The following is a 21,134-nucleotide window of genomic DNA, read 5'->3' on the forward strand; positions in this document are numbered from 1 at the left end:
CCCGAAGGGCGGATGAGGGTACGGCGCACCCACCTCGCGACATCAGAGATCACACACATGGCAACACGACGCGGTTTTCTCCAAGGCGCCATCGCCGCAGCCCTGTTCGGCAGCGTCGGTCTGCCCGGCCGGGGGCGCGCGCGCGCCGGCAATTACGCGCTTCCGGCCGACGCGCGTGCCCGCGCCGACCTCACCCGGCATGTGGATGTGTTCATCGGCACCGGCGGCCACGGCCATACCTTCCCCGGCGCCACGCTGCCGTTCGGCATGGTGCAGCTCAGCCCGGACACCTATAACGCGGTGTGGGATTCGTGTTCGGGGTATCACGAGTCCGATGGCTCGATCATGGGCTTCTCGCACACGCACCTGTCCGGCACCGGCATCGGCGACATGCTGGACGTCCTGCTGGTGCCCGCCACCGGCGAGGTCAAACTGGTGCCCGGCCCGCTCGACAACCCGGATGCCGGCTACCGCTCGCGCTACGACCACGCCGACGAAGCCGCATCGCCCGGTTACTACCGCGTGCGCCTCAAGGACAGCGGCGTGCATGCCGAACTCACCGCCACCGCGCGGGCCGGCCTGCACCGCTATCACTTCCCCAAGGGCAAACCCGCGCACGTGTTGCTCGACCTGTGCCACGGCATGCAGGACAAGCCGGAAATTGCCACCCGCGTGAGCGATGCGCAGCTGCGCGTGGTCGACGAACGCACCCTCACCGGCGGACGCCGCGTCTACCAATGGGCCAAGGGCCGCTACATCTATTTCGCCATGCGCCTGTCGCGCCCATTCAAGCACGTGCAGCTGTACAACGAAGACCAACCGCTGGCCGCCGGCACGCGCAGCACCGACGGCACCCACCTCAAGGCCGCGTTGCATTACCCCGATGCCGCCGATGCCCCGCTGCTGATCAAGGTCGGCATCTCGGCCGTCAGCGCCGACAATGCACTGGCCAACCTGGACGCCGAATTGCCGGACTTCGACTTCGCGCGCGTGCATGCGCAAGCGGTCGCTGCCTGGGAAAAGGAACTAGCCCGCGTGCGCATCGACAGCGATGACGACGCGCAACGGCGCATCTTCTACACCGGCCTGTATCACAGCCTGCTGGCGCCCACGCTGTTCTCCGATGTGGACAACCGCTACCGCGGCATGGACCTGCAGATCCACACCGCGCCGAAGGGCTACAACAACTACAGCACCTACTCGCTGTGGGACACCTACCGCGCCGCCCATCCACTGCTCACGCTGGTCCAGCCCGAGCGCGTGCCGGACCTGGTGCAATGCCTGGTGCGCGGCGCCAACGAATGCCCGGACGGCGTGGGCATCTGGCCGCTGCAGGGCGTGGAGACCGGCTGCATGATCGGCTATCACTCCGCCGTGGTGCTGGCCGAGGCGCATGCCAAGGGCTTTACCGGGATCGACTACAAGGCCGCCTGGCCGGCGTACCGCAAGCGTGCGATGGACGACACCACCCACGGCCTGGGCGAGTACCGCAGGCTCGGTTACATCCCCGCAGACAAAGTGGACGAATCGGTCAGCCGCACGCTCGAATACGCCTACGACGACTGGGCCTGCGCACACCTGGCGCAGGCCGCCGGCGCCAGCGCCGATGCACGCGCATTGCGCAAACGCTCGCGCAACTACCGCAACGTGTTCAATCGCGACAGCGGCTTCGTGCAGGCACGGCTTGCCGACGGCAGCTGGGCCACACCGTTCGACCCGCGCGGCATGGGCCACATCGCCAAGTGGCGCGATTTCACCGAATCCAACGCCTGGCAGGCCACCTTCCTCAACCAGCACGATCTGTACGGCTACATGGATTTGTACGGCGGCCGCGACGGTTTCGTCGCCAAGCTGGACGAGCTGTTTTCCACCAGTTCCGAACTGCCCGCCGATGCACCGCCGGATATCGACGGCATGGTCGGCCAGTACGCGCATGGCAACGAGCCCAGCCACCATGTGGCGTATCTGTTCGCCTATGCCGGCCAGCCGTACAAGACCCAAGCGATGGTGCGCCGGTTGCTGCGCGAGCAGTATCACGACGCGCGCAACGGCCTGTCCGGCAACGAAGACTGCGGGCAGATGAGCGCCTGGTTCGTGCTCAGTGCACTGGGGCTGTATGCGGTGGATCCGGTCAGCGGCAACTACATCGTGGGCAGCCCCTTGTTCAAGCGTGCCACGCTGGACGTGGGCAATGGCCGCACGCTGCGCATCGTGGCCAAGGACAACAGCGCGCAGAACGTTTACGTGCAGTCGCTGACCTTCAACGGCAAATCGCTCACCCGCGCCTGGCTACGTCACACCGAGCTGGCCGCCGGCGGCACGCTGGAGTTTGCGATGGGGCCCAAGCCTAACCCGGCCTTCGGCGCAGACAAGAAGGATCTGCCACCGTCGTTCGCGTAATGCCAGTACGTCGCTTGCACAAGCGGCGCGTTCGGTGCTTGCTGCGCGAATGGGGAACGCCCTTTCCCGTGTACGCAAACAGGGATCGCTTGTTCATTTGCCAGTGGAAGTTGCTTTCTCATTCCGCAAGCGGGGATTGCTCTTCCCTTCTCCCGCAAGCGGGCATTGCTCCTCCTTCTCCCGCAAGCGGGCATTGCTCCTCCTTCTCCCGCAAGCGGGTATTGCTCTTCCTTCTCCCGCAAGCGGGAGAAGGTGCCCGCAGGGCGGATGAGGGCAGAACGCAAACACCGCCGCCTGCCATCCACCCGCACCACCGGCCCCACCTACATCGAGACCTCCATGCTGCGTACCACTCTTGCTCCCCTGGTTCTGGCCCTGGCGCTCGCGCTACCCGCCGCCGCTGCCACACCCGAGCCCTGGCCCGCCTTCGGCACGCAGGGCACGCAATTCGTGCGCGCCGGCAAGCCGTACCAGCTGCTCTCCGGCGCCATCCATTTCCAGCGCATTCCGCGCGCCTACTGGAAAGACCGCCTGCAAAAAGCGCGTGCCCTGGGCTTGAACACCGTAGAAACCTACGTGTTCTGGAATCTGGTGGAACCGCAGCAAGGCCAGTTCGATTTTTCCGGCAACAACGATGTGGCCGCGTTCGTGCGCGAAGCCGCCGCGCAGGGCCTCAACGTCATCCTGCGGCCCGGCCCTTACGCCTGTGCGGAGTGGGAAGCCGGCGGCTACCCGGCCTGGTTGTTCGGCAAGGGCAATATTCGCGTCCGCAGCCGCGATCCGCGCTTTCTCGCCGCCAGCCAGTCCTATCTGGATGCGTTGGCCAAACAGGTGCAGCCGCTGCTCAACCATAACGGCGGGCCGATCATCGCCGTGCAGGTCGAGAACGAATACGGCTCCTACGCCGACGATCACGCCTACATGGCCGACAACCGCGCCATGTACGTCAAGGCTGGCTTCGACAAGGCCTTGCTGTTCACCTCCGATGGCGCCGACATGCTCGCCAACGGCACCTTGCCCGACACCCTGGCGGTGGTGAACTTCGCACCCGGCGAGGCCAAGAGCGCATTCGACAAACTGATCAAGTTCCGCCCCGATCAACCGCGCATGGTCGGCGAATACTGGGCCGGGTGGTTCGACCATTGGGGCAAGCCGCATGCCGCAACCGATGCCAGGCAACAGGCCGACGAGTTCGAGTGGATCCTGCGCCAGGGCCACTCGGCCAATCTCTACATGTTCATCGGCGGCACCAGTTTCGGCTTCATGAATGGCGCCAATTTCCAGAACAATCCCAGCGACCACTACGCGCCGCAGACCACCAGTTACGACTACGACGCCATCCTCGACGAAGCCGGCCACCCCACGCCCAAATTCGCGTTGATGCGCGATGCCATCGCCCGCGTGACCGGCGTGCAACCGCCCGCATTACCGGCACCGATCGCCACCGCCACGCTGCCGGCCACGCCGCTGCGCGAATCGGCCTCGCTCTGGGACAACCTGCCCGCGCCGATCGCCATCGACACCCCGCAGCCGATGGAACAGTTCGGCCAGGATTACGGCTACATCCTCTACCGCACCACGGTCACTGGCCCGCGCAAGGGCCCGCTGTATCTGGGCGACGTGCGCGATGTGGCACGCGTGTACGTGGATCAACGGCCGGTCGGCAGCGTTGAGCGGCGTTTGCAGCAGGTGTCGCTTGAGGTAGAGATTCCTGCAGGCCAGCACACCCTGGATGTGCTGGTCGAAAACAGCGGCCGCATCAACTACGGCACGCGCATGGCCGACGGCCGCGCCGGGCTGGTGGACCCGGTGCTACTGGACAACCAGCAGCTCACCGGCTGGCAGGCCTTCCCGCTGCCGATGCGCACGCCCGACAGCATCCGCGGCTGGACCCGCAAGGCAGTGCAAGGCCCGGCGTTTCACCGCGGCGCCCTGCGCATCGGCACGCCGACCGACACCTATCTGGACATGCGCGCCTTCGGCAAGGGCTTTGCCTGGGCCAACGGCGTCAACCTGGGCCGCCACTGGAACATCGGCCCGCAGACCGCGCTGTATTTCCCCGCGCCGTTCCAGCGCAAGGGTGACAACACGGTGGTGGTCTTCGACCTGGACGATGTCGCCACCCCCAGCGTGCGCGGCCTGAAGCAGCAGGTGTGGCTCACGCCGAAAGAGTGAGTCTTGCAAGGCGGCTGCAGACGCGTGCTCGCTCGCACAGCCGCCATCAGGTGGTGGACGCAGGGGCTGCGGCAGCCGCCTGTTCGCGGATGCGTGCTGCCTGGACTTCGGTCGCCAGCAGCGTGCCGCGCACATGGGTGGTGTGCTGACGGGCCTGTTTCATGCAGAACCGGGCGAACCCTGCAACACCTTCTTGCGGCACGATCGCGTTCGAGGTCAGCACCCGGATCAGGCGCTGCTGCAAACCGGGCATCCTGGCGGCGGCGCGCGCCTGACTTCGCACATCTGGGCTCGCCAGTTCCTGCTCGGCCATCTCCAGTTCCTGCAGCATCAGGCTGATCGCGCGCTGTTGGGTGGCGTCGCGCGTGCGCACCTGGTGCAATTGCGCCAGTAAACGTTCCGAAGCCTGATCGACCGTCGCCACCGGCGTTTGGTCATGAGAATGCGGATCATCGTGCACGTCGGGCTGCGGAAGGTCCGCCTGCGCGCTGAGCTTGGCGTCGAGATACTTCTTTTGCAGTTCGAGGCAGCATTGCATGTAGGCAATCTGCGACTTCACCGAGCCGGGCGTTTGCAGCCACTGCGCAAGCGCGGTTTCGGTCAGCACCGCGCTGTGCTTGGCATGGCTGCGCATCGCCTTGCCTCGCGCCTCCTGCGGCTTGCCGGTCAATACCGCGCGTCCATAGTTCGCTGCAGCGCGCAGGGCTGCATTGATGCGCCGACCCAGCGGCGCCGCCGGTGCCGATCGACCCGAGCCCTTGCCCTGATCCGTCGAGCGCGGCTTGGCCGGATGCAATTTCTGCAGGTCGTCGGCACCGGCCTGCACAAACGCGTCCAGCGCCTTTTCCTGCCCGTCGATGCAGGCGTAGAGCGCGCTCCGCAACTCGAATCCATGGTGGGGCACCACGTCATCTGCTGCTGTTGCGCCCGACCTGTCGGCAGTCGAAGCGGCGGGTTCCGGCATTGCCGGTTGCGCATCACCTGCGGCAGAGGCGCCTTGGCGATGCTTCGGCTCCAGGCCGGGATCGGGTTCTGCAACGATATCGTCTTCATCGCTCCCCTCCGCTTCCTCCGCCACTGGCGTCAGTGCAACGTCCACCGCGGTTGGCGGCAACTGGTCGGCGACGTTGGGCGCTTCCCGGGATGGCGCACCCTCCGCCTCGCGTGCAGGCAACAGATCCGCCACCGCCAGCAGCGCGCGATCGACGCCGGGCATGTCCTCGGTCTGGTACCTGCGATAGCGCTTCTGCTTGCCGTGCGCCAGCAGGAACTGATGGCTGCCGACCCCCATCGTGGCCGCACCGAGCAGGCCTGCGCCGATGATCAGGCCGGTGCCCACCGGGGCGGCCACCGTGGCGCCGGCAACGACGGCCGCGCTGACGCCGACCTTGGTCAACGTACTGGCGGTGTAGGTGACTCCACCCACGACAAAGCCCTTGTTCCACTGGTTGAACCGATGCGCAAAGCGGTCGTACTTGCCCAACTTGGTGTTCACAAAGTGCTGGTAGCGCTGTGCGCCAGGACTGAGTTCGCCAGGTTCGAGATCTTGCAGGAAGCGCTGGACCCTGCCGACATCCACGGCAACACGCGTCCTTTCCCGACGCGACTGGTGCAGGAAGGTGCCCCCCAATGCGGTGGCCGCCACGCTCGCCAACGGCGCGAGGACGAAGCTGCCGGCGATGCCCGCCGCAGAGGCCGCACCTGCGGCCGCGGCACTGTGGCCCACCAGGCCCGTCGCATTTGCGCTCTTGCTGGCGATTGCCAGCCCGCCCTGGATGCCGAGTTCGCTCGCTGCCTTGGTGAAGATCACCCCGGCCGAGGCCATGGAGGTTGCGGCAATGGCGCCGTCCCGCGTATTTCGCCGCTGCAGGTAGGCGTTGGTCTCGATCGCCTCGCCCAGTGCATGCGCGTAAGCATTGGCAGCGCCTGCCGGCGCTGTCGTGCCCAAGGCGGATTGCAGTGTCGCCTGCTCCGCGCGCAGGCGGCGTTCCTGCTGCCGCAAGTGCGTGCGCTGCTCGGCAACTTCGCGGGTTTCCTTGTACGCGGCATAGATCGCAAGACTCGACAGCGGCAGCATCGCGCCGCTGATACCCAGGCTCATCGCCAGATCGAATGTGCCTGCCGGCGCGCCTTCCTCGGCAAGGGCGTGCAGGACGCCGTCCTCCGCTGCATGCCCAACCACGTGCGGATCCGCCGGATGCCCGGCGTCGGCGTGTGGCCCATGGTGCCCTTCAGGCGTCGGCGCATGCGGGGCATCTGCAGCGTGCGGCTGTGCGGGATGTGCGCTCTGCGGTGGGTGTGGCAGGTGGTGGCCATCCGGTGCCGCTGCATGCTCGGCCGGTGAGTGCTCGGGTGGATGCGCCGAGTCCCCAGCGTCCGCGGACTGCTCGGGTTCGCCGCGGCGGGGAATGTCGTTGATCAATTCGGCCGTTTTGTCCGCGGTTCCATGCAAGGGGTCGGCCACGTACTTGGCGACCACGAAGACGTCATAGGCGGTCTCCGCTTCGGCAACCCGGGCATTGGCGTCTCCGTGGTGCGCTTGTCGCTCGCTCTCATCGCGGCGTGTGCGTCTGCGCAGTGGCCGGGTCTGCAGCACTTTCAACCCAAGTGGCCAACCCTGTCGATCTTGCGGCGATTCCGCTGCGGGCGGCGTTTCAACGGCCGCAGAATCGCCTGTGACAAGGTGCTGTGCAGTGGATCGTTGGACACGCATGAGCAAACTCCAACCGGTGCGAAGCGGCGATGGTGCGCCTGTCCTCTCCAGCCAGTCTTGTTGCGACGAACACGCGATTCCGTAAACGAACTCTCCGGCCCAACCACGCGTCGTGCGATTTATCCCGGAGAAAGCCGGCCATTGGGTACCTCCATGCCGGATGGGCAAGATGCAAGACGTCGCACCGATGGGCTGGCGGAGTTGGCACTGCGCCACACAGGCGCGGGCACGGATCCTGCTGTCGAGCCGCCGCGTTCTTGCACAACGCCCCCGGCCCTGTTGCGCAATCAGAAATAACCGCCGGAACAGTTTTCTGCCGATGGCGCTTTAGACCTGGCCGCAGCCGCCGTTATCAGAACGTCCGGTGCCGCTGCGCCGCCCGCATACCGTCGAGGTATCGGACGGCACAGATTCCAGGCAATATCACCGGCTGACTCCGTTACGGATGCGCTTGCTTGCGACGTAGACGGCTTGATTGCAGGTTCCAGGAGCGTTGCATGTCGTCGTCCACCGTTGCACAAGAGTCCGTTCCCGCCGTTGCCGAGCACACCCAGAACGCCTTCGCCGAGCAGATCCACAGCAAACCCATGGGCAGTGCAGAAGCCGCACACCTGATGACGTTCCTGTGCCAGACCGAATCGGCCAAGAAGCCGCAAACGCTGCTGCCGCCGCAAGCACGCGACGAGAACGCGGCCTGAGCGAGGTATTTGCGCAGGCAAGCATGGCGACAGCCGTGACGCTGTCGCCATCGGCGGTTACTTTGCAGTGTCGAACGAGGTGAGCACGGTGAGCAGACTGTTCAGATTGTCTGCGGCACCGCCTTGCGCAACGTTCTCGACATCTGCCGCGCAAGCGCCGGTATCGACACCGTAGGTCTGCATCACGCCTTGGTTGTTGGCCGCCTGCGCCAAGGGGGTTTGCTGCTGTTGTGCAGCGAGGGCATTCTGAAACAGGATGCCGGCCGAATGGGCCACGCTTTGGTAAATCGAACCCATCGCAAACGCTGGCGCTTCGCCAACGACCTTGACGTTGGCCTGGGTGACGGCATCGGTGATCTGCGGATTGACTGCGGTTGGAAAAGCCATCAATGCACTCCTGAGTGAATGGATGCACGGCGGTCTGCGTTGTACCGGCCCAGCGGCGCTAACAACGCATCGCGGTCATATCCCCGCAACGCCCCGCTGACAAACCGCCACACCACGCTCGCGATGCCATCTCGATAGCGGCCGGCCCGCGCGCAACTCGACCCTCGCATCGCCACGCTTCAGCGCACGTCGCAACATCTGTGTGATCGTGCGCGCGTGCGCACAGTCGCGCCCAGTTAGGCCAAGCGCCACCAGCCAGTAGAGGCCGACGCATAGCGGCCACATCGCTGTAAGTCTGGCAGTGCAATTCGACCAAGCCGCCCGAAGGACGGACCACGTGGTATTTAAGAGATAATAAAAAGGTCTTTCAAACTTCGCACAGGACCGGACCACGATGCATCCGCCACGCCTGCTGAGCCGCCTCGTTGCGAGCCTTGCTGCAAGCCTGGGTGTAGTTGCTGCCCAAGCCCAATCGCCTGCGTCGCCGCCCTCGCCGATCGTGCTCAGCGAGTTCATCGCCGACCCGGCTCCTACCCCGCAAGCCCACGCGTCCACCTTGCTGGAAACGCGCGATGGTCGCCTGTTGGCCGCCTGGTTCGGCGGCGAGCACGAAGGTGCGGCCGATGTCGGCATCTGGCTGGCTCAGCGCGGCCCGCAGCAATGGCAGACACCACGCCGCATTGCCGATGGCGCGCACGCAGGCGTCGATGGCGTTGCAGTGCCGGCCTGGAATCCGGTGTTGTTCCAATCGACCACCGGGCCGGTGCAGCTGTACTACAAGCTCGGACCCACTCCGCGCCAATGGTGGGGGCTGCGTCTGCTTTCCACCGACGATGGCGCGCACTGGTCGCCACCGCAGCGGTTGCCTGACGGCATTCTCGGGCCGATCAAGAACAAGCCGGTGCAATTGCCGAACGGCCGCATCCTGGCGCCCAGCAGCAGCGAAGACCGCGGCTGGCGCGCGCACCTGGAATGGAGCGACGACGACGGCGCGCACTGGCAACGCGGCATGCCGCTCAACGATGCGAAGGCGATCGGTGCGATCCAGCCCAGCCTGCTGCTATATCCGGATGGCCGTCTGCAGGCGTTGGGCCGCAGCCAGCAAAACAAGCTTTTCAGCACGTTCTCGCTCGATGGCGGCCTGCATTGGCAGCCCATGCACTTGCTGGACGTGGAAAACCCGAACTCGGGCACCGACGCGGTGATGCTGCGTGACGGCCGTGCGTTACTGGTCTACAACCCCGCCATTGCCGGCAAGGACTGGTGGGACGGCCGCGGTACCCTGGCCGTTGCCGTCTCCAACGATGGCGTGCACTGGCAACGCGTGCTGACGCTGGAAGACAGCGCCCATGATGAATTTTCTTATCCGGCTGTGATCCAGACCCGCGATGGGTTGGTGCATGTCAGCTACACCTGGAAGCGGCGACGGATCAAGCATGTGGTGCTCGATCCCACGCGGTTCGGCGCATGCAGCCCCTGCCAGGCGCCCGCCCCCGCAACGCTGTCTGAGCGCTGCACAACGGCATGCGGCCACGCGGCTGATCCTTCGTCATGATGACGATGGCTTCGCCCCTGGCGATTCGCCCATCGCGTTGCGTGCCAATCATCGTCATCGAGCGACAGCCAAGACGAGGAATGCGATGCGACGCGTCGATCAACCACGCCCGCCGGGCGCGCCTTTCGGACTGCGGGAGCAGACTACGTCCAATGCGGATGCGCCCGCGCGCACTGCCCCACCCGCACACCCCGCGCCCGAGCGCCCTACCGGCATGCTCGGCGGCCTGACCAGATATGTGCCTGGCGACCGGTCCGGGCGACCGCCAGCAATGCCTGCCGCTGCCGAGACCTCTCGCCGGCCAACCACCTCCGCCCGCCCGCTTCCCTACGGCGGATCCGGCAGCGCCGCGCGGATGAACGAGGCGGCTTTACATCCTTTGCGGACGCCTCAGTTGCCACAGCTCAGCGACATAGAACGCGCTCGCTTCCACTCCGTCACCACCGACTCGCAACACTTGCGGCCGGTGCGCCCCCGTATGCCACCAACCGAGGGCGCGTCACCCTTACGGCGCTCCACAGCGCTTCGCCCGTACCGCGACGTCCTGTCGCAATGGCAACGCCACTACAACGCAGATCGCAATCGCTGGCACAGCGCATGGCGCCAGGCCAACAGCAACAACCCGCAGATCGAGACACGCACAGGCCGGGCGCTGAAGGCGACAGCCGACCTGCTGGAGGACGCAACCCAACCGGGTCGGGTCGCGCTGGAGCTGCGCTCAGTTCCGCTGCCGCAATTTCCCGACCAGGCATTCCGTCTTTCGCATCTGCAGCACATGACGATCGACGCGGCAGGGTTGATGGAGCTCCCGGACGCCATGCAGCAATTTGCGGGTCTGGAAACACTGACGCTGGCGCGCAATCCGATTCGCTCGCTACCGGCATCCATCGCAAGCCTCAGCCGATTACGCGAGCTCTCCATCCGCGCCTGCCCGGAATTGACGGAACTTCCCGAACCCCTGGCAAGCACCGATGCATCCGGCGAGCACCAGGGCTTGGTCAACCTGCAGAGCCTACGGCTGGAACGGACCGGGATCAGATCGCTTCCGGCGTCCATCGCCAACCTGCAAAATCTGAAAAGCCTGAAGATACGCAACTCGCCGCTGTCCGCCCTTGGCCCGGACATCCATCACCTGCCAAAGTTGGAGGAGCTTGATTTGCGGGGCTGTACCGCGCTGCGCAACTATCCGCCGATTTTCGGCGGCCGTGCGCCACTGAAGCGACTGATTCTGAAAGACTGCAGCAACCTGCTCACGCTGCCACTGGACATTCACCGCCTGACGCAGCTGGAAAAACTCGATCTGCGAGGTTGCGTCAACCTTTCCAGACTGCCCTCGTTGATCGCCCAATTACCTGCCAATTGCATCATCCTGGTGCCGCCGCATCTCCAAGCGCAGCTCGACCAGCATCGTCCAGTTGCGCGCCCCGCCGAACCAGGGCGGACCGGACCGACCACCCCAGCTCTCTCGCCCTCTGCTGCCGGCGACCGCGCCGGGCCATCCTCTTCGGCGACCGCCAGCGAACTGCTTCGTACCGCTGCGCTCGAACGCATCGAAGACACCGCACAGGCCATGCTGAGCACGGTCATCGATGAAGAAAGAAATCCCTTTCTGGAAGGTGCCCCTTCCTATCTTCCAGAAAAGCGCCCGCCCGACACTCCCACCACCTTTGGCGAGATTCCGGCATTGCAGAAAATGCTGCAAGAAAGCAGGGATCGCCACTTCCTGCAACGGGTGAGCGACATGGCAGGCCCATCCCCCAGAATCGAAGACCCGAGCGAGGAAGGCCTCGCCCGCCACTACACGAACGTCAGCAACTGGAAGGCGCAGAAGAGCGCACACCTGGGCATCGTCGATCATCTCGGGCAGTTCGTTTATCACGAAGGAAGCCCGCTCGACGTAGCGACATTGGCCAAGGCAGTGCAGATGTGGAAGACCCGTGAGCTGATCGTCCACGCACACCCGCAAGACCGCGCGCGCTTTCCCGAGCTCGCTGTGCACATTCCCGAGCAGGTCAGCGACGACTCTGATAGCGAACAGCAGACAAGCCCGGAACCCCCACACCAACAGTAGAGGGCAAACACGAGATGCGCCGCAGCCCATCGAGCATCGCCGCCATCGTGCTTGCGCAAGTCAGGTAGCGGCTCGCTCGCCGAGCGGGGCGTTGCGCGCGTCTCACGCCCGTTGCAACGCGTCTACCATCCGTTGTACCCGCGCGGTATCGGTCCGTTGGTAGTCGCCGCCCAGATCGCGGATATACGGGTGCGGCGACGGTACCTGGGCGGCGATCACGCCACGCGCCGACGCATGGAATTCGTGGGCGCCGGTGTGCTGCCGCAGGGTGCGGATGTTGTGCTCGGAAAGCCCGGCACCGGGCATGATGCCGATGCGCCCGGCTGCCTGCCGCACCAACGCGGCAATGGTGTCGACTCCCTCCAGCGCACTCGCACGTGCACCCGAGGTCAGCACCCGCTCGCACCCCAGCGCGATCGCATCCTCCAGCACACGCGACGGATCGGCACTGACATCGATCGCACGATGAAACGTCACCCCCAACGACCCTGCTGCCTGCATCAACACGCGCATTGTCGCCAGATCGACCTGCCCATGCCGGTCCAGCGCGCCAAGGACCACGCCATCGCAACCAAGCCGCACGCACTGCTCCACATCGCGGCGCATCACCTCGACTTCTGCAGCGTCGAACACGAAGTCGCCCACGCGCGGACGAATCAGCACATACAACGGAATCCGCAAACGCTCGCGCACCACCGCCAACGTGCCGAACGATGGTGTCAGCCCACCGCCATCCAGCCCGCCGCACAGCTCCACGCGCATTGCACCGCCTGCTTGCGCGGCCAATGCCGAGGCCACCGAATCGGCAGCCACCTCCAACCCGAACCCGCTCATGCCGCCGGCTCGCTGGTGTAATGGCTCTGCCCAGGCACCAGCAGATCCTGCCGCTGCGCGTCGCACACCGCGTAACTGAAGCCCTTCTGGATCGCGAACGCACCCACTTCGCCGCGCTTGTTCATTGCCAGAAAGCCGACCTGCAATGTGCGCGTCAGCTCCGGCTTGCGACGGATCAGCCGCATCACCACCTCGCGGCAGGCATCGGCCGGCGACTTGCCCTGCCGCATCATTTCCACCACCGCAAAACTGCCGACGTTGCGGATCACCTCCTCGCCCACACCAGTCGAGGTCGCACCGCCCACTTCATTGTCCACGTACAGGCCCGCACCAATGATCGGGCTGTCGCCCACGCGGCCGTGCATTTTCCACGCCATGCCGCTGGTGGTGCATGCACCGGATAGGTTGCCGTGCGTATCCAGCGCCAGCATGCCGATGGTGTCGTGATTGTCCTTGCCGCCGGGCAACTTGGCATCGCGCCAGGCACGATTTTCGACATTGGCTTCTGGCGAATACTTGGAAGTCTTCAACCACTCTTTCCAGGCCGCTTCCGAGCTTGGGGTCAACAGCTTGGTTTTCGGAAACCCCTGTTCGAAGGCGAATTGACGCGCACCATCGCCTACCAACATCACGTGCGGCGTTTTCTCCATCACAGCACGCGCCACCGAAATGGCGTGCACCACGTCTTCCAGCGATGCCACCGCGCCGCAATTGCCCAGGTGGTCCATGATGCAGGCGTCCAGGGTGACCCGGCCATCGCGGTCCGGATAACCGCCCAGGCCGACGGTGGGATTGCTCGGGTCCGCTTCCGGCACTCGCACGCCGGCCTCCACCGCATCCAGCGCAAGACCGCCGCTGCTGAGAATCTTCCAGGCTTCCTGATTGGCGGCAACGCCAAAATCCCAGGTGGAAATCACCCGCGCCGCTCCACGCGGCAGCGCCGTCGGCCGCGCGCCCGGCGTGGCGCCTGCCGCGGCTTGCGCGCGGGCGCCCCAGCCGGCCAACCCGGACGCAATCGCGCCCAGCGTGGCGCTCTTGAGGAAGTGACGACGTTGAAGCATGCGGATGACTCCATGACGGAAACGGGCGGCCGCGCAGTGCGGTACCAGCCTTCCATCATGCGACAGCATGACGTGCGGATAAACCTTCTTGCGGTGTTGTCGCATGCGGATCCGTGCACAACCCTTGCTTGGCTGGGCTAACCCTGTCTCGGCCGCCGCGCATCCGATGCATGGATGTGGCTGGCGGCAAGCGACGGACGATGTGGTGCGCAGCCACGCTTGGCTCAGGGCTGGAGCAGCGGACGAGCCAGCCTGGGCCTTCCCCTTCGTCGCCCAGCATCCGCGCTTCGCGCCAGCTCCGTCGGAGCGAGAGCCCCTTGTCGTCAGACGGTTGGGAGTGAGGTCCGCTGCACCGCCGCAGCCCAGGCATGGCCGGCAAAAAAATTTTTCGACCGGTTAACCCCATTCACCGCACTCGCTCGTTTTACTGACAGAGGCGCAGTGCACGGCGACCTCGGGCTGTCCGGTTGTCCATCCATCCCACCTCGCCACGCAAAGGATTCCCATGTCACGTCACAGCCTGATTGCGCTCGCCTTGTTGCTGGGCGCCTGCTCGCACGAACCCACTGCACCGCCGCACGAACCATCACGCAGCGAGTCCGCACCACCACCCGCGCCAGCGCAGCCACCACAGACACCTGACCAGACCGACGCGCTTCCTGAAGTCAGGCCGCAAGCGCAGCTCGCAGCACCTGCCCCCGCGCATGCACTGCAAGCGCCATCGGCGCCTAGCCCGCCGTCGCCCCCCATCGAAGCGATGCCGGCCCCGGTCAGCGCCAGCCACCTGTCACGTCAGGCACCGGCAGCGATGCTGATGGCCCATCGCCCGGTTCTCGATAGCCGAATGCCGATGCCGCCAGTGGCACCCGCGCCTGCCCAAGACCGCGAGCGCTACCAACACATCGACGACAACGCCATCGTACAAGCCGCGCAACACCCGATCTCCACCTTCAGTATCGACGTCGACACCGGCAGCTACAGCAATGTGCGGCGGTTCCTCAACGCAGGCAGCCTGCCACCAGCGGATGCCGTCCGCGTGGAAGAATTGATCAACTATTTCCGCTACGACGACCCGGCGCCGACCAATGGCCAACCCTTCGCCGTGCGTACCGAACTGGCGACTACACCATGGAACAAGGACAGCCTGCTGCTGCGCGTAGGCATCGCCGGCCGCGACATCGCCACCGCCGATCTACCGCCCGCCAACCTGGTCTTTCTGGTCGACGTCTCCGGCTCGATGGACGCGCCGGACAAGCTGCCGTTACTGCAATCCTCGCTCAAGCTGCTGGTGCGCCAGCTGCGCGCGCAAGATCGCATCACGCTGGTGACTTACGCCGGCAACACATCGGTGGTGCTGCCGCCCACGCCGGGCGATCAGCAGGGGCGCATCGTCGAAGCCATCGATGCCTTGCAATCGGGCGGGTCCACCGCCGGCGCCAGCGGGATCGAGCTCGCCTACAAAGCCGCGCAGCAAGGCTATCTGCGTGGTGGCATCAATCGCATCCTGCTCGCCACCGATGGCGACTTCAATGTCGGCGTCACCAACTTCGATCAGCTCAAGGGCATGGTGGCCGAAAAGCGCCGCTCCGGTATCGCACTGTCCACGCTCGGCTTCGGTACCGGCAACTACAACGACAACCTGATGGAGCAGTTGGCCGATGCCGGCGACGGTGCCTACGCCTACATCGACACCGCGCTGGAAGCGCGCAAGGTGCTCACCCACGAGCTGGGCGCCACGCTGGCGACCATCGCGCGCGACGTCAAGATCCAGGTCGAATTCAATCCGAACACCGTCAAGGAATATCGCCTGATCGGCTACGAAAACCGTGCGCTGCGCGATGAGGACTTCAACAACGATCAGGTCGATGCGGGCGACATCGGCGCCGGCCATACCGTCACCGCCTTGTACGAAATCACCCCGACCGACGGCACCGCATCGGTCGACCCGCTGCGCTACGCAAGCGCTGCACAGCCTACGCAGGCGCGGCCCCTCAACGGCGAGCTGGCGCACGTCAAACTGCGCTACAAGCGGCCCGATGCACAGCGCAGCCAGTTGCTGGACACGGTGGTACGCAGCAGTCAACGCAAGGCACTGAATGCCACCAGCGATACCTTCCGTTTTTCTGCAGCGGTGGCCGGTTTCGGGCAGCGCCTGCGTGGCGGCAACCAGCTGCGGGGCTGGGATTACCCGCAGGTGCGCGCCCTGGCCGCCGGCAGCCTGGGCAGCGACCGTTTCGGCTATCGCGCCGACTTCCTGCAACTGGTGCAGCAGGCCGACGCACTGAGCACCCGGCCACTCGCCGACACCGACTGATGCGCGCAGCGCCTGCCTATACTGAGCGCATGCATCCTGCCGATCTTGCGCATCTTCCCGACGAGGAGCTCATGCTCCTCGTCGCCAATGGCTTTGTCGAACAACCGGCGACCGAATTGTTCAAGCGCCACAACCGCGCCTTGTTCAACTTCCTGGCCTGGTTGTGCGAAGGCAATCTGAGCGAGGCCGAAGACCTGGCGCAGAAAACCTGGGTCAAGCTGATGACCCGCTGTAGCGACTATCGCCCCGGGCAGGCCGCCTTCACCAGCTTTCTGTTCCAGATCGGCCGCAATGCCTGGCGCGACACCCGGCGCAGCGCATACCACGCCACCTCGGTGGCGCTGGACGATGTGCATCTGCAGTTGCCCGACGACGATCTGAGCGCCGAGCGCCTGGCCATGCTCGGCCAGCAACAACATCGCGTGCGTGCCGCACTGATGGCACTGCCGGATGCGCAACGGGAAGTGGTGGTGCTGCGCTTCTTTGCCGAGCTGGGCGTCGAAGAGATCGCGCATGTGATCGGCGAAGGCTTCGAGACGGTCAAGAGCCGGCTGCGCTACGCCTTCGCAAAGCTGCGCGTGAGCCTGGAGGCCGCGCCGTGAGCACGTCCTTCGATCGTTTCCTTGCCGGGCATGATGGCCTTGCTGCCTTGCTGCGTGCGCTGCCGCTGCATGCCCCGCCCGCGTCGATGGATGCCTGGTTTGCACACGCCGCGCAAGAGGCAGAAGCCGAGCGCGCTGCAGCGACCGCGACACAGGACACCTTGCAGTTTGAAGCGCCTGCCACCATGGCCAGCCTGTTTGCTGCCGCAGCAGCGCAAGCCGAACAGACGCAGGCTGCACAACGCGCGGCCGTGCAGGCACGTCTTGCGCAAGGCGACACCGCCGACCACACACTGGGCGCGCCATTGAGCGAGGCTGCACGCGAATGGATTGCGCAACAGATGCGCAATGCTGCCGATGCTGTGCCGGTCATGCCTGCTGCGCCTGCCGTGACAGGTACGTCGAACCCTGAATCGGTGGCTGGATCCGTGCCTGCAGCGGCCTCGGCTGGCACATCCAACCCAGTGCCGCTTTCCTCGCTCGCCGATGCCGGCAGATCTTCGGCTCAGGGAGCCGGCTCGATTCCGGATTCTTCTGACGCTCCCGCTTTTCATGCCGCTGCTGCTTCAACTTCGACGCAGGGTTCAACCCCGGCATCGGCTGCTTCGTCAATGCAAGCCCCTACACGGGCGCCATCGGGCATCGGCCCAGCGCCTGTTCGACGCAGTGCCCGACGCCTGCGCTGGATGCCGCCTCTGGCGCTCGCCGCGTCGGTCACGCTGGCCGTTGGCGTCGGCCTGCAATGGCAGGCCAGTCGACCGGTGCCGGATGCGCTCACACCGGCTGCGGCGGTCCCTGCGGCAGCCGAATCGGGAAGAGTTCCCGCGCGCCCCGCTGCGGCAGACGGAGCAGATCGTGCCTCAGAAGGCAGCGTCCAAGATGTTGCGCAGCGACCTGCCTTCGCATCCGCCGACAAACCCACTTCCGCGCAGCAGGTGGAGAGGCAGCCGGCACCTTCACTGCAGGAGCTCGCGCCAGCCGCCATGACGGCCCCGGTCAGCGCGCCCCTGCCTGCACGTGTGGTGACGCCTCCAGCTTCCGCGCGCCCCACCGGGATGACGTCCACCCAACCGCCAACGGTGCCGGAGCCGACGCAAGACGATGCGCACGTCGCGATGGCGCCGCCCCCACCGCCCGCCCCCATCACCGCGAACAACGACGATGTACAGGCCAGTGGTGCGCCCGCGGCAGACATAGATAACAGCGCACCTGCCCCGCGACCCACCGAGCGTGCGCCAGCGCCTGCGGCGCCCGCGGTGGCTGCGGAATTGTCGGTGTTGCCGGCGTTGCCGGCACCGTCGCAGGATCCATCGTTGCGGATCGAACGCATGGCCGCCAACGCACCTGCGACCACCGAGCTAGTGATATCGCGCAACACCTCGCGTGCCGCGCCAACAGCTGCACCTGCACCAAGACCGGAACCGCAGGCCGGCAAGCCGCAGCCCGCAGCGTCTCGCGACAGCTGGTCGTCCACCTCGGCCACCCGCATTGCGACACAGCAGGCACAGCAACAGCGCGAGACAAACACGCGCGAGCAGACACACCGCGTTGTATCACTGAAACTTTCCACACCACCAAGCGATTGGCTGGCGGACCGTGCTGCTTCCGGGAACACGCAGACACCGATAACGATCCGCATTCTGGCTGCCACGCCGAATGCAGCGGCCGTGCAGACCTGGGCGGCGCAGTTGCGCGATCAACTCAAACAACGTGGCCGGCCAACGCAGATCGAGCTTGCGCAAGACAGCACGCTAGCCGCCGATGAATTACGGCTTGAGCTCTCGGGCGCTGCGCCCTGAACCCGGCTCATCATCCACCGCGCCTTCACCAGGCGTGCCGTCGTCGCGCAATCTGCTGGTGAGCACATGATCGCGCCAGTGGCCATTCAACTGCAGATAGCGCCGCGCATAGCCTTCGATCTGAAAACCCAGCCGCCGCAGCACGCGCGCACTGCGCAGATTCTCCGGAACGTATTGCGCCATCACCCGGTGCAGGCCGAGCTGGCCGAAGGCAAAAGCGATCCCTTGCGTGGCTGCCCACTGGATCAAACCCCGTCCCTGCTGCGCCGCGTCCAGGCCATAGCCCATGTGGCACGCCTGGAAGGCGCCGCGCTGGATCTGCGTGAACCCGGTGGTGCCGATCACCTGCTCGCCCTGCAACAAGACCAGTTGCAACTCGCGCTCGCCAGGGATCGCGCCGCGGTATGCCATGCACAGACGGCGCCAGCCTTCGACGGTGTAGAACGCGGGCGGCCGCAGCGGCATCGCATCGGCCAGATGAGCGCGGTTGCGCGTGTGGTAGTCGGCCATTGCAGCCGGATCGACCACGGCCAGATCGCACAGCACCACGCCGTCGGCGCGGCGGATCGGCGCAAACAGCGGAGGACTCATGGCAGCCACGCCTCAACCACGCGTGTCGCCTTGCTGCCAGGTGCATCCGGCTGATGCATACCGATCATGCTCCGCAAGCCGTCTCCAAAGCAGGGCGTCATCCAGTGCGTGAGATGGAACGCCCGACAGTCAGCAACATCCTCCCTGTGCATCGCTCAATGCGCGGCAGCCTCCGCTGCACGGTGGCACTGCACCTGCCTGACGGCAAGCACAGCAGGCGGCCTCCCGCTCTCAGGCGGCAGCGACCGCAAGCGCCTGGCCGACCTGCGCTTCGATGGCGTCCAGGTTCGGCAATAGCGCGCTTTGCTCGCCCAGCAGCACGCGCATGTGCACACCGTCGGGCAGCGCATCTTCCGAGGCATCGGCCAGCAGGCCATCGCGCGGCACCGAAATCAGCTGCGGGAACGAGGCGGTCAGCAGCGCGAAATACGGCAATGCCGGGTTGCCACCCAGCGCCTTCAACACGATGACCTTGTTGTTGACCGCGGTGGGCTCATCGCCCATGCCGCTGAGGCGCGCGAACGACAGCAGCGGCACCTTCCAGCCGTACCAGTCGATGCGCCCGACCACCCAGCGCGGCATGTCGGGCAGCGGCTCGACCGCCACCCGCGACATCACCTCGGCCACCGTTGCGTTCGGCAGCAGCACGCGCTCGCTACCGGCCTGGATCAGGACGCCGCGGATTTCGTCGTTATTGGCGTAGCTCATCGCATGATTCCGATTCGAATGGGAGCGCCCGGCTTATGCCGGCCAACGCTGCGCCAGCGCCTGCGCCAACTGCGCAGGGTCGCCGGTCAGAATGCCTTGCCGCGCCAGACGCGCGGCGGCGGCCGGGTCGTAACAGCCGTCGGTGGATTGCCCGGCCAACCAGCCGCCTTGCTCGGCCAATGCCAGCGATGCCTCCACCAGCGCCTCGTTGGCACCGCTGAGCATCAGCACCGCACTGTCGGCCGGCGGCAGCGCGGCGATCAGCCCGGCCGGATCGGCCGGTGCCACGAACGCCAGCGCGCCGGCATGCTGTTGCACGCCGACCTCGTCGGAGAGCACATACACCTTGCCTGGTGCGACCACCTGCCCCGCTTCACCCAGTTCGACCGGCAACGCAGACACGCGCCCCATCTGCCGCACCAGGTTGCCGTACTGGCCGCCATCCAGGGTCATGCGCACCAGCACCGCACGCGGGAATTCCGGCGGCAAGGCGGCCAGCAGGCGACGGATCGCATCCGGCCCACCGATGCCAGCGACGACCAGCACAGCGCCGGTGACGCTGCCGCTGTGCTCCAGATCCACCAGCGACAAGCCGCCGGTGGACAGGGCCGCCACATCGGGTTCGGCGCGCGGGCGCACCACCACGGCCACCTCGTCCACCAGGCCCCAGGTACTGGAATCGCCCAGCGTCAGCCCCGGCTTTTCCACAGCGGCCGGTGCCGCCTCCTGCATGGAGGCATGCGCGAACAAGGCATCGCCGGGCACGCTGTCGAACGCGTGCGCGGCCGCTTCCAGGTGTTGATCCAGTTGCAGGTCCGAATGCTGCTGCGGTGCCAGCGTCAGGCCGGGCTCGGGCTGCAGCGAGGGCTCGCTTTCGGTGCCCGGCGGCAGCACGTCGGCGTGGCCGTGTAGCTTGGCGGCCAGATGGCGCACCCAGCGCTGCGCTTCCCAGCCCTCGCGGCGCACCGTCAGTTCGGCCTCGTCGAAGATCACGGTGACGCCGGGCATGTTGAAGGCCGGCTCCAGCGCTTCGAGCGCGTCTTCGATCGACGGTTCGAGTGCGACCAGCACGGCCACCGGCTCGGCGTCGCGCAGCATCTGCACGTCGACCGCCGCTGGCTCGTCTTCCAGCACCACCTGCGCGCCGGCCAGGCCAAGCGCCTCGCGCAGGCGCTCGCGCGCCTGACCGGGACGACCCAGCAAAGCAACCGGAGTTCCCATTGCGC

The 21,134-nt window shown here is 66.0% G+C and carries 14 protein-coding genes and 1 pseudogene; 8 read left to right on the forward strand and 7 right to left on the reverse strand.

Annotated elements, in window-relative coordinates; translation table 11 throughout:
• Positions 1-57 precede the first annotated feature (57 nt).
• Both ACCQ07_RS15205 and ACCQ07_RS15210 read left to right on the forward strand, forming a co-directional pair.
• Positions 58-2,400 carry a GH92 family glycosyl hydrolase gene (locus tag ACCQ07_RS15205; protein WP_372363430.1) on the forward strand — a complete coding sequence of 781 codons (2,343 nt, stop codon included), beginning with the start codon at positions 58-60 and terminating at the stop codon, positions 2,398-2,400.
• Between the two features lie 339 nt (positions 2,401-2,739).
• Positions 2,740-4,575: a glycoside hydrolase family 35 protein gene (locus tag ACCQ07_RS15210; RefSeq protein ID WP_136732823.1), complete on the forward strand. Its 1,836-nt coding sequence runs from the start codon at positions 2,740-2,742 to the stop codon at positions 4,573-4,575.
• Between the two features lie 46 nt (positions 4,576-4,621).
• On the opposite strand, the gene xopK is transcribed toward ACCQ07_RS15210, so the two are convergent.
• Entirely contained in the window at positions 4,622-7,288 is a 2,667-nt protein-coding gene (gene xopK, locus ACCQ07_RS15215; protein WP_372364152.1) for a type III secretion system effector XopK, read from the reverse strand.
• Positions 7,289-7,785: 497 nt separating this feature from the next.
• Here xopK and ACCQ07_RS15220 point away from each other — a divergent pair, with 497 nt between their 5' ends.
• Entirely contained in the window at positions 7,786-7,986 is a 201-nt protein-coding gene (locus ACCQ07_RS15220; RefSeq protein WP_008572048.1) for a hypothetical protein, read from the forward strand.
• A 57-nt stretch (positions 7,987-8,043) separates the two neighbouring features.
• On the opposite strand, the gene ACCQ07_RS15225 is transcribed toward ACCQ07_RS15220, so the two are convergent.
• On the reverse strand, positions 8,044-8,373 hold the full coding sequence (locus ACCQ07_RS15225; RefSeq protein WP_029819972.1) for a RebB family R body protein: 330 nt from the start codon (positions 8,371-8,373) through the stop codon (positions 8,044-8,046).
• 394 nt (positions 8,374-8,767) lie between these two features.
• On the opposite strand from ACCQ07_RS15225, the gene ACCQ07_RS15230 reads away from it, so the two are divergent.
• Both ACCQ07_RS15230 and xopL read left to right on the forward strand, forming a co-directional pair.
• On the forward strand, positions 8,768-9,928 hold the full coding sequence (locus ACCQ07_RS15230) for a sialidase family protein (protein ID WP_029819973.1): 1,161 nt from the start codon (positions 8,768-8,770) through the stop codon (positions 9,926-9,928).
• Between the two features lie 355 nt (positions 9,929-10,283).
• A complete protein-coding gene (gene xopL, locus ACCQ07_RS15235) occupies positions 10,284-11,999 on the forward strand; it encodes a type III secretion system leucine-rich repeat domain-containing effector XopL (protein ID WP_372364153.1) in 1,716 nt (571 codons plus the stop codon).
• Positions 12,000-12,101: 102 nt separating this feature from the next.
• Here xopL and ACCQ07_RS15240 read toward each other — a convergent pair whose 3' ends face one another.
• Together ACCQ07_RS15240 and ACCQ07_RS15245 are read right to left on the reverse strand one after the other, a co-directional pair.
• On the reverse strand, positions 12,102-12,833 hold the full coding sequence (locus ACCQ07_RS15240; RefSeq protein ID WP_372363431.1) for a copper homeostasis protein CutC: 732 nt from the start codon (positions 12,831-12,833) through the stop codon (positions 12,102-12,104).
• Positions 12,830-13,894 (reverse strand): glycosylasparaginase, encoded by a 1,065-nt coding sequence (locus ACCQ07_RS15245; RefSeq protein WP_011348236.1) that lies wholly within the window; start codon positions 13,892-13,894, stop codon positions 12,830-12,832. Before ACCQ07_RS15245 ends, ACCQ07_RS15240 begins: the two co-directional genes overlap by 4 nt.
• Positions 13,895-14,702: 808 nt before the next feature.
• Between ACCQ07_RS15245 and ACCQ07_RS15250 the strand changes: the two genes are divergently transcribed.
• The 3 genes and pseudogenes from ACCQ07_RS15250 to ACCQ07_RS15260 all read left to right on the forward strand — a co-directional run bounded on the left by ACCQ07_RS15250 (position 14,703) and on the right by ACCQ07_RS15260 (position 18,609).
• Positions 14,703-16,208, forward strand: a complete 1,506-nt coding sequence (locus ACCQ07_RS15250; RefSeq protein ID WP_372165841.1) for a vWA domain-containing protein — start codon at positions 14,703-14,705, stop codon at positions 16,206-16,208.
• Positions 16,209-16,237: 29 nt separating this feature from the next.
• The gene (locus ACCQ07_RS15255; protein WP_033478940.1) at positions 16,238-16,810 is read left to right on the forward strand and encodes a sigma-70 family RNA polymerase sigma factor; all 573 of its coding nucleotides are present in this window, start codon (positions 16,238-16,240) and stop codon (positions 16,808-16,810) included.
• 1,582 nt (positions 16,811-18,392) lie between these two features.
• A pseudogene (locus ACCQ07_RS15260) lies at positions 18,393-18,609 on the forward strand (hypothetical protein).
• Here the strand turns inward: ACCQ07_RS15260 and ACCQ07_RS15265 are convergent.
• From ACCQ07_RS15265 to ACCQ07_RS15275, 3 genes are all read right to left on the reverse strand, one after another.
• The gene (locus ACCQ07_RS15265; RefSeq protein WP_008575175.1) at positions 18,577-19,200 is read right to left on the reverse strand and encodes a GNAT family N-acetyltransferase; all 624 of its coding nucleotides are present in this window, start codon (positions 19,198-19,200) and stop codon (positions 18,577-18,579) included. The pseudogene ACCQ07_RS15260 and the gene ACCQ07_RS15265 overlap by 33 nt on opposite strands.
• Positions 19,201-19,431: 231 nt before the next feature.
• Entirely contained in the window at positions 19,432-19,908 is a 477-nt protein-coding gene (locus ACCQ07_RS15270) for a chemotaxis protein CheW (protein ID WP_008575177.1), read from the reverse strand.
• Between the two features lie 33 nt (positions 19,909-19,941).
• A complete protein-coding gene (locus ACCQ07_RS15275) occupies positions 19,942-21,129 on the reverse strand; it encodes a chemotaxis protein CheB (protein WP_029819981.1) in 1,188 nt (395 codons plus the stop codon).
• Positions 21,130-21,134: the final 5 nt, after the last annotated feature.

This window comes from Xanthomonas sp. NCPPB 3583 (genome assembly GCF_041475715.2).
Taxonomy (GTDB): Bacteria; Pseudomonadota; Gammaproteobacteria; order Xanthomonadales; family Xanthomonadaceae; genus Xanthomonas; species Xanthomonas euvesicatoria.

What these genes read in the sequence shown, in the direction of transcription:
- ACCQ07_RS15205 (WP_372363430.1), top strand. Translation starts at nt 58, where the DNA reads ATGGCAACACGACGCGGTTTTCTCCAAGGCGCCATCGCCGCAGCCCTG.
- ACCQ07_RS15210 (WP_136732823.1), top strand. Translation starts at nt 2,740, where the DNA reads ATGCTGCGTACCACTCTTGCTCCCCTGGTTCTGGCCCTGGCGCTCGCG.
- xopK (WP_372364152.1), bottom strand. Translation starts at nt 7,288, where the DNA reads ATGCGTGTCCAACGATCCACTGCACAGCACCTTGTCACAGGCGATTCT.
- ACCQ07_RS15220 (WP_008572048.1), top strand. Translation starts at nt 7,786, where the DNA reads ATGTCGTCGTCCACCGTTGCACAAGAGTCCGTTCCCGCCGTTGCCGAG.
- ACCQ07_RS15225 (WP_029819972.1), bottom strand. Translation starts at nt 8,373, where the DNA reads ATGGCTTTTCCAACCGCAGTCAATCCGCAGATCACCGATGCCGTCACC.
- ACCQ07_RS15230 (WP_029819973.1), top strand. Translation starts at nt 8,768, where the DNA reads ATGCATCCGCCACGCCTGCTGAGCCGCCTCGTTGCGAGCCTTGCTGCA.
- xopL (WP_372364153.1), top strand. Translation starts at nt 10,284, where the DNA reads ATGAACGAGGCGGCTTTACATCCTTTGCGGACGCCTCAGTTGCCACAG.
- ACCQ07_RS15240 (WP_372363431.1), bottom strand. Translation starts at nt 12,833, where the DNA reads ATGAGCGGGTTCGGGTTGGAGGTGGCTGCCGATTCGGTGGCCTCGGCA.
- ACCQ07_RS15245 (WP_011348236.1), bottom strand. Translation starts at nt 13,894, where the DNA reads ATGCTTCAACGTCGTCACTTCCTCAAGAGCGCCACGCTGGGCGCGATT.
- ACCQ07_RS15250 (WP_372165841.1), top strand. Translation starts at nt 14,703, where the DNA reads ATGCTGATGGCCCATCGCCCGGTTCTCGATAGCCGAATGCCGATGCCG.
- ACCQ07_RS15255 (WP_033478940.1), top strand. Translation starts at nt 16,238, where the DNA reads ATGCATCCTGCCGATCTTGCGCATCTTCCCGACGAGGAGCTCATGCTC.
- ACCQ07_RS15265 (WP_008575175.1), bottom strand. Translation starts at nt 19,200, where the DNA reads ATGAGTCCTCCGCTGTTTGCGCCGATCCGCCGCGCCGACGGCGTGGTG.
- ACCQ07_RS15270 (WP_008575177.1), bottom strand. Translation starts at nt 19,908, where the DNA reads ATGAGCTACGCCAATAACGACGAAATCCGCGGCGTCCTGATCCAGGCC.
- ACCQ07_RS15275 (WP_029819981.1), bottom strand. Translation starts at nt 21,129, where the DNA reads ATGGGAACTCCGGTTGCTTTGCTGGGTCGTCCCGGTCAGGCGCGCGAG.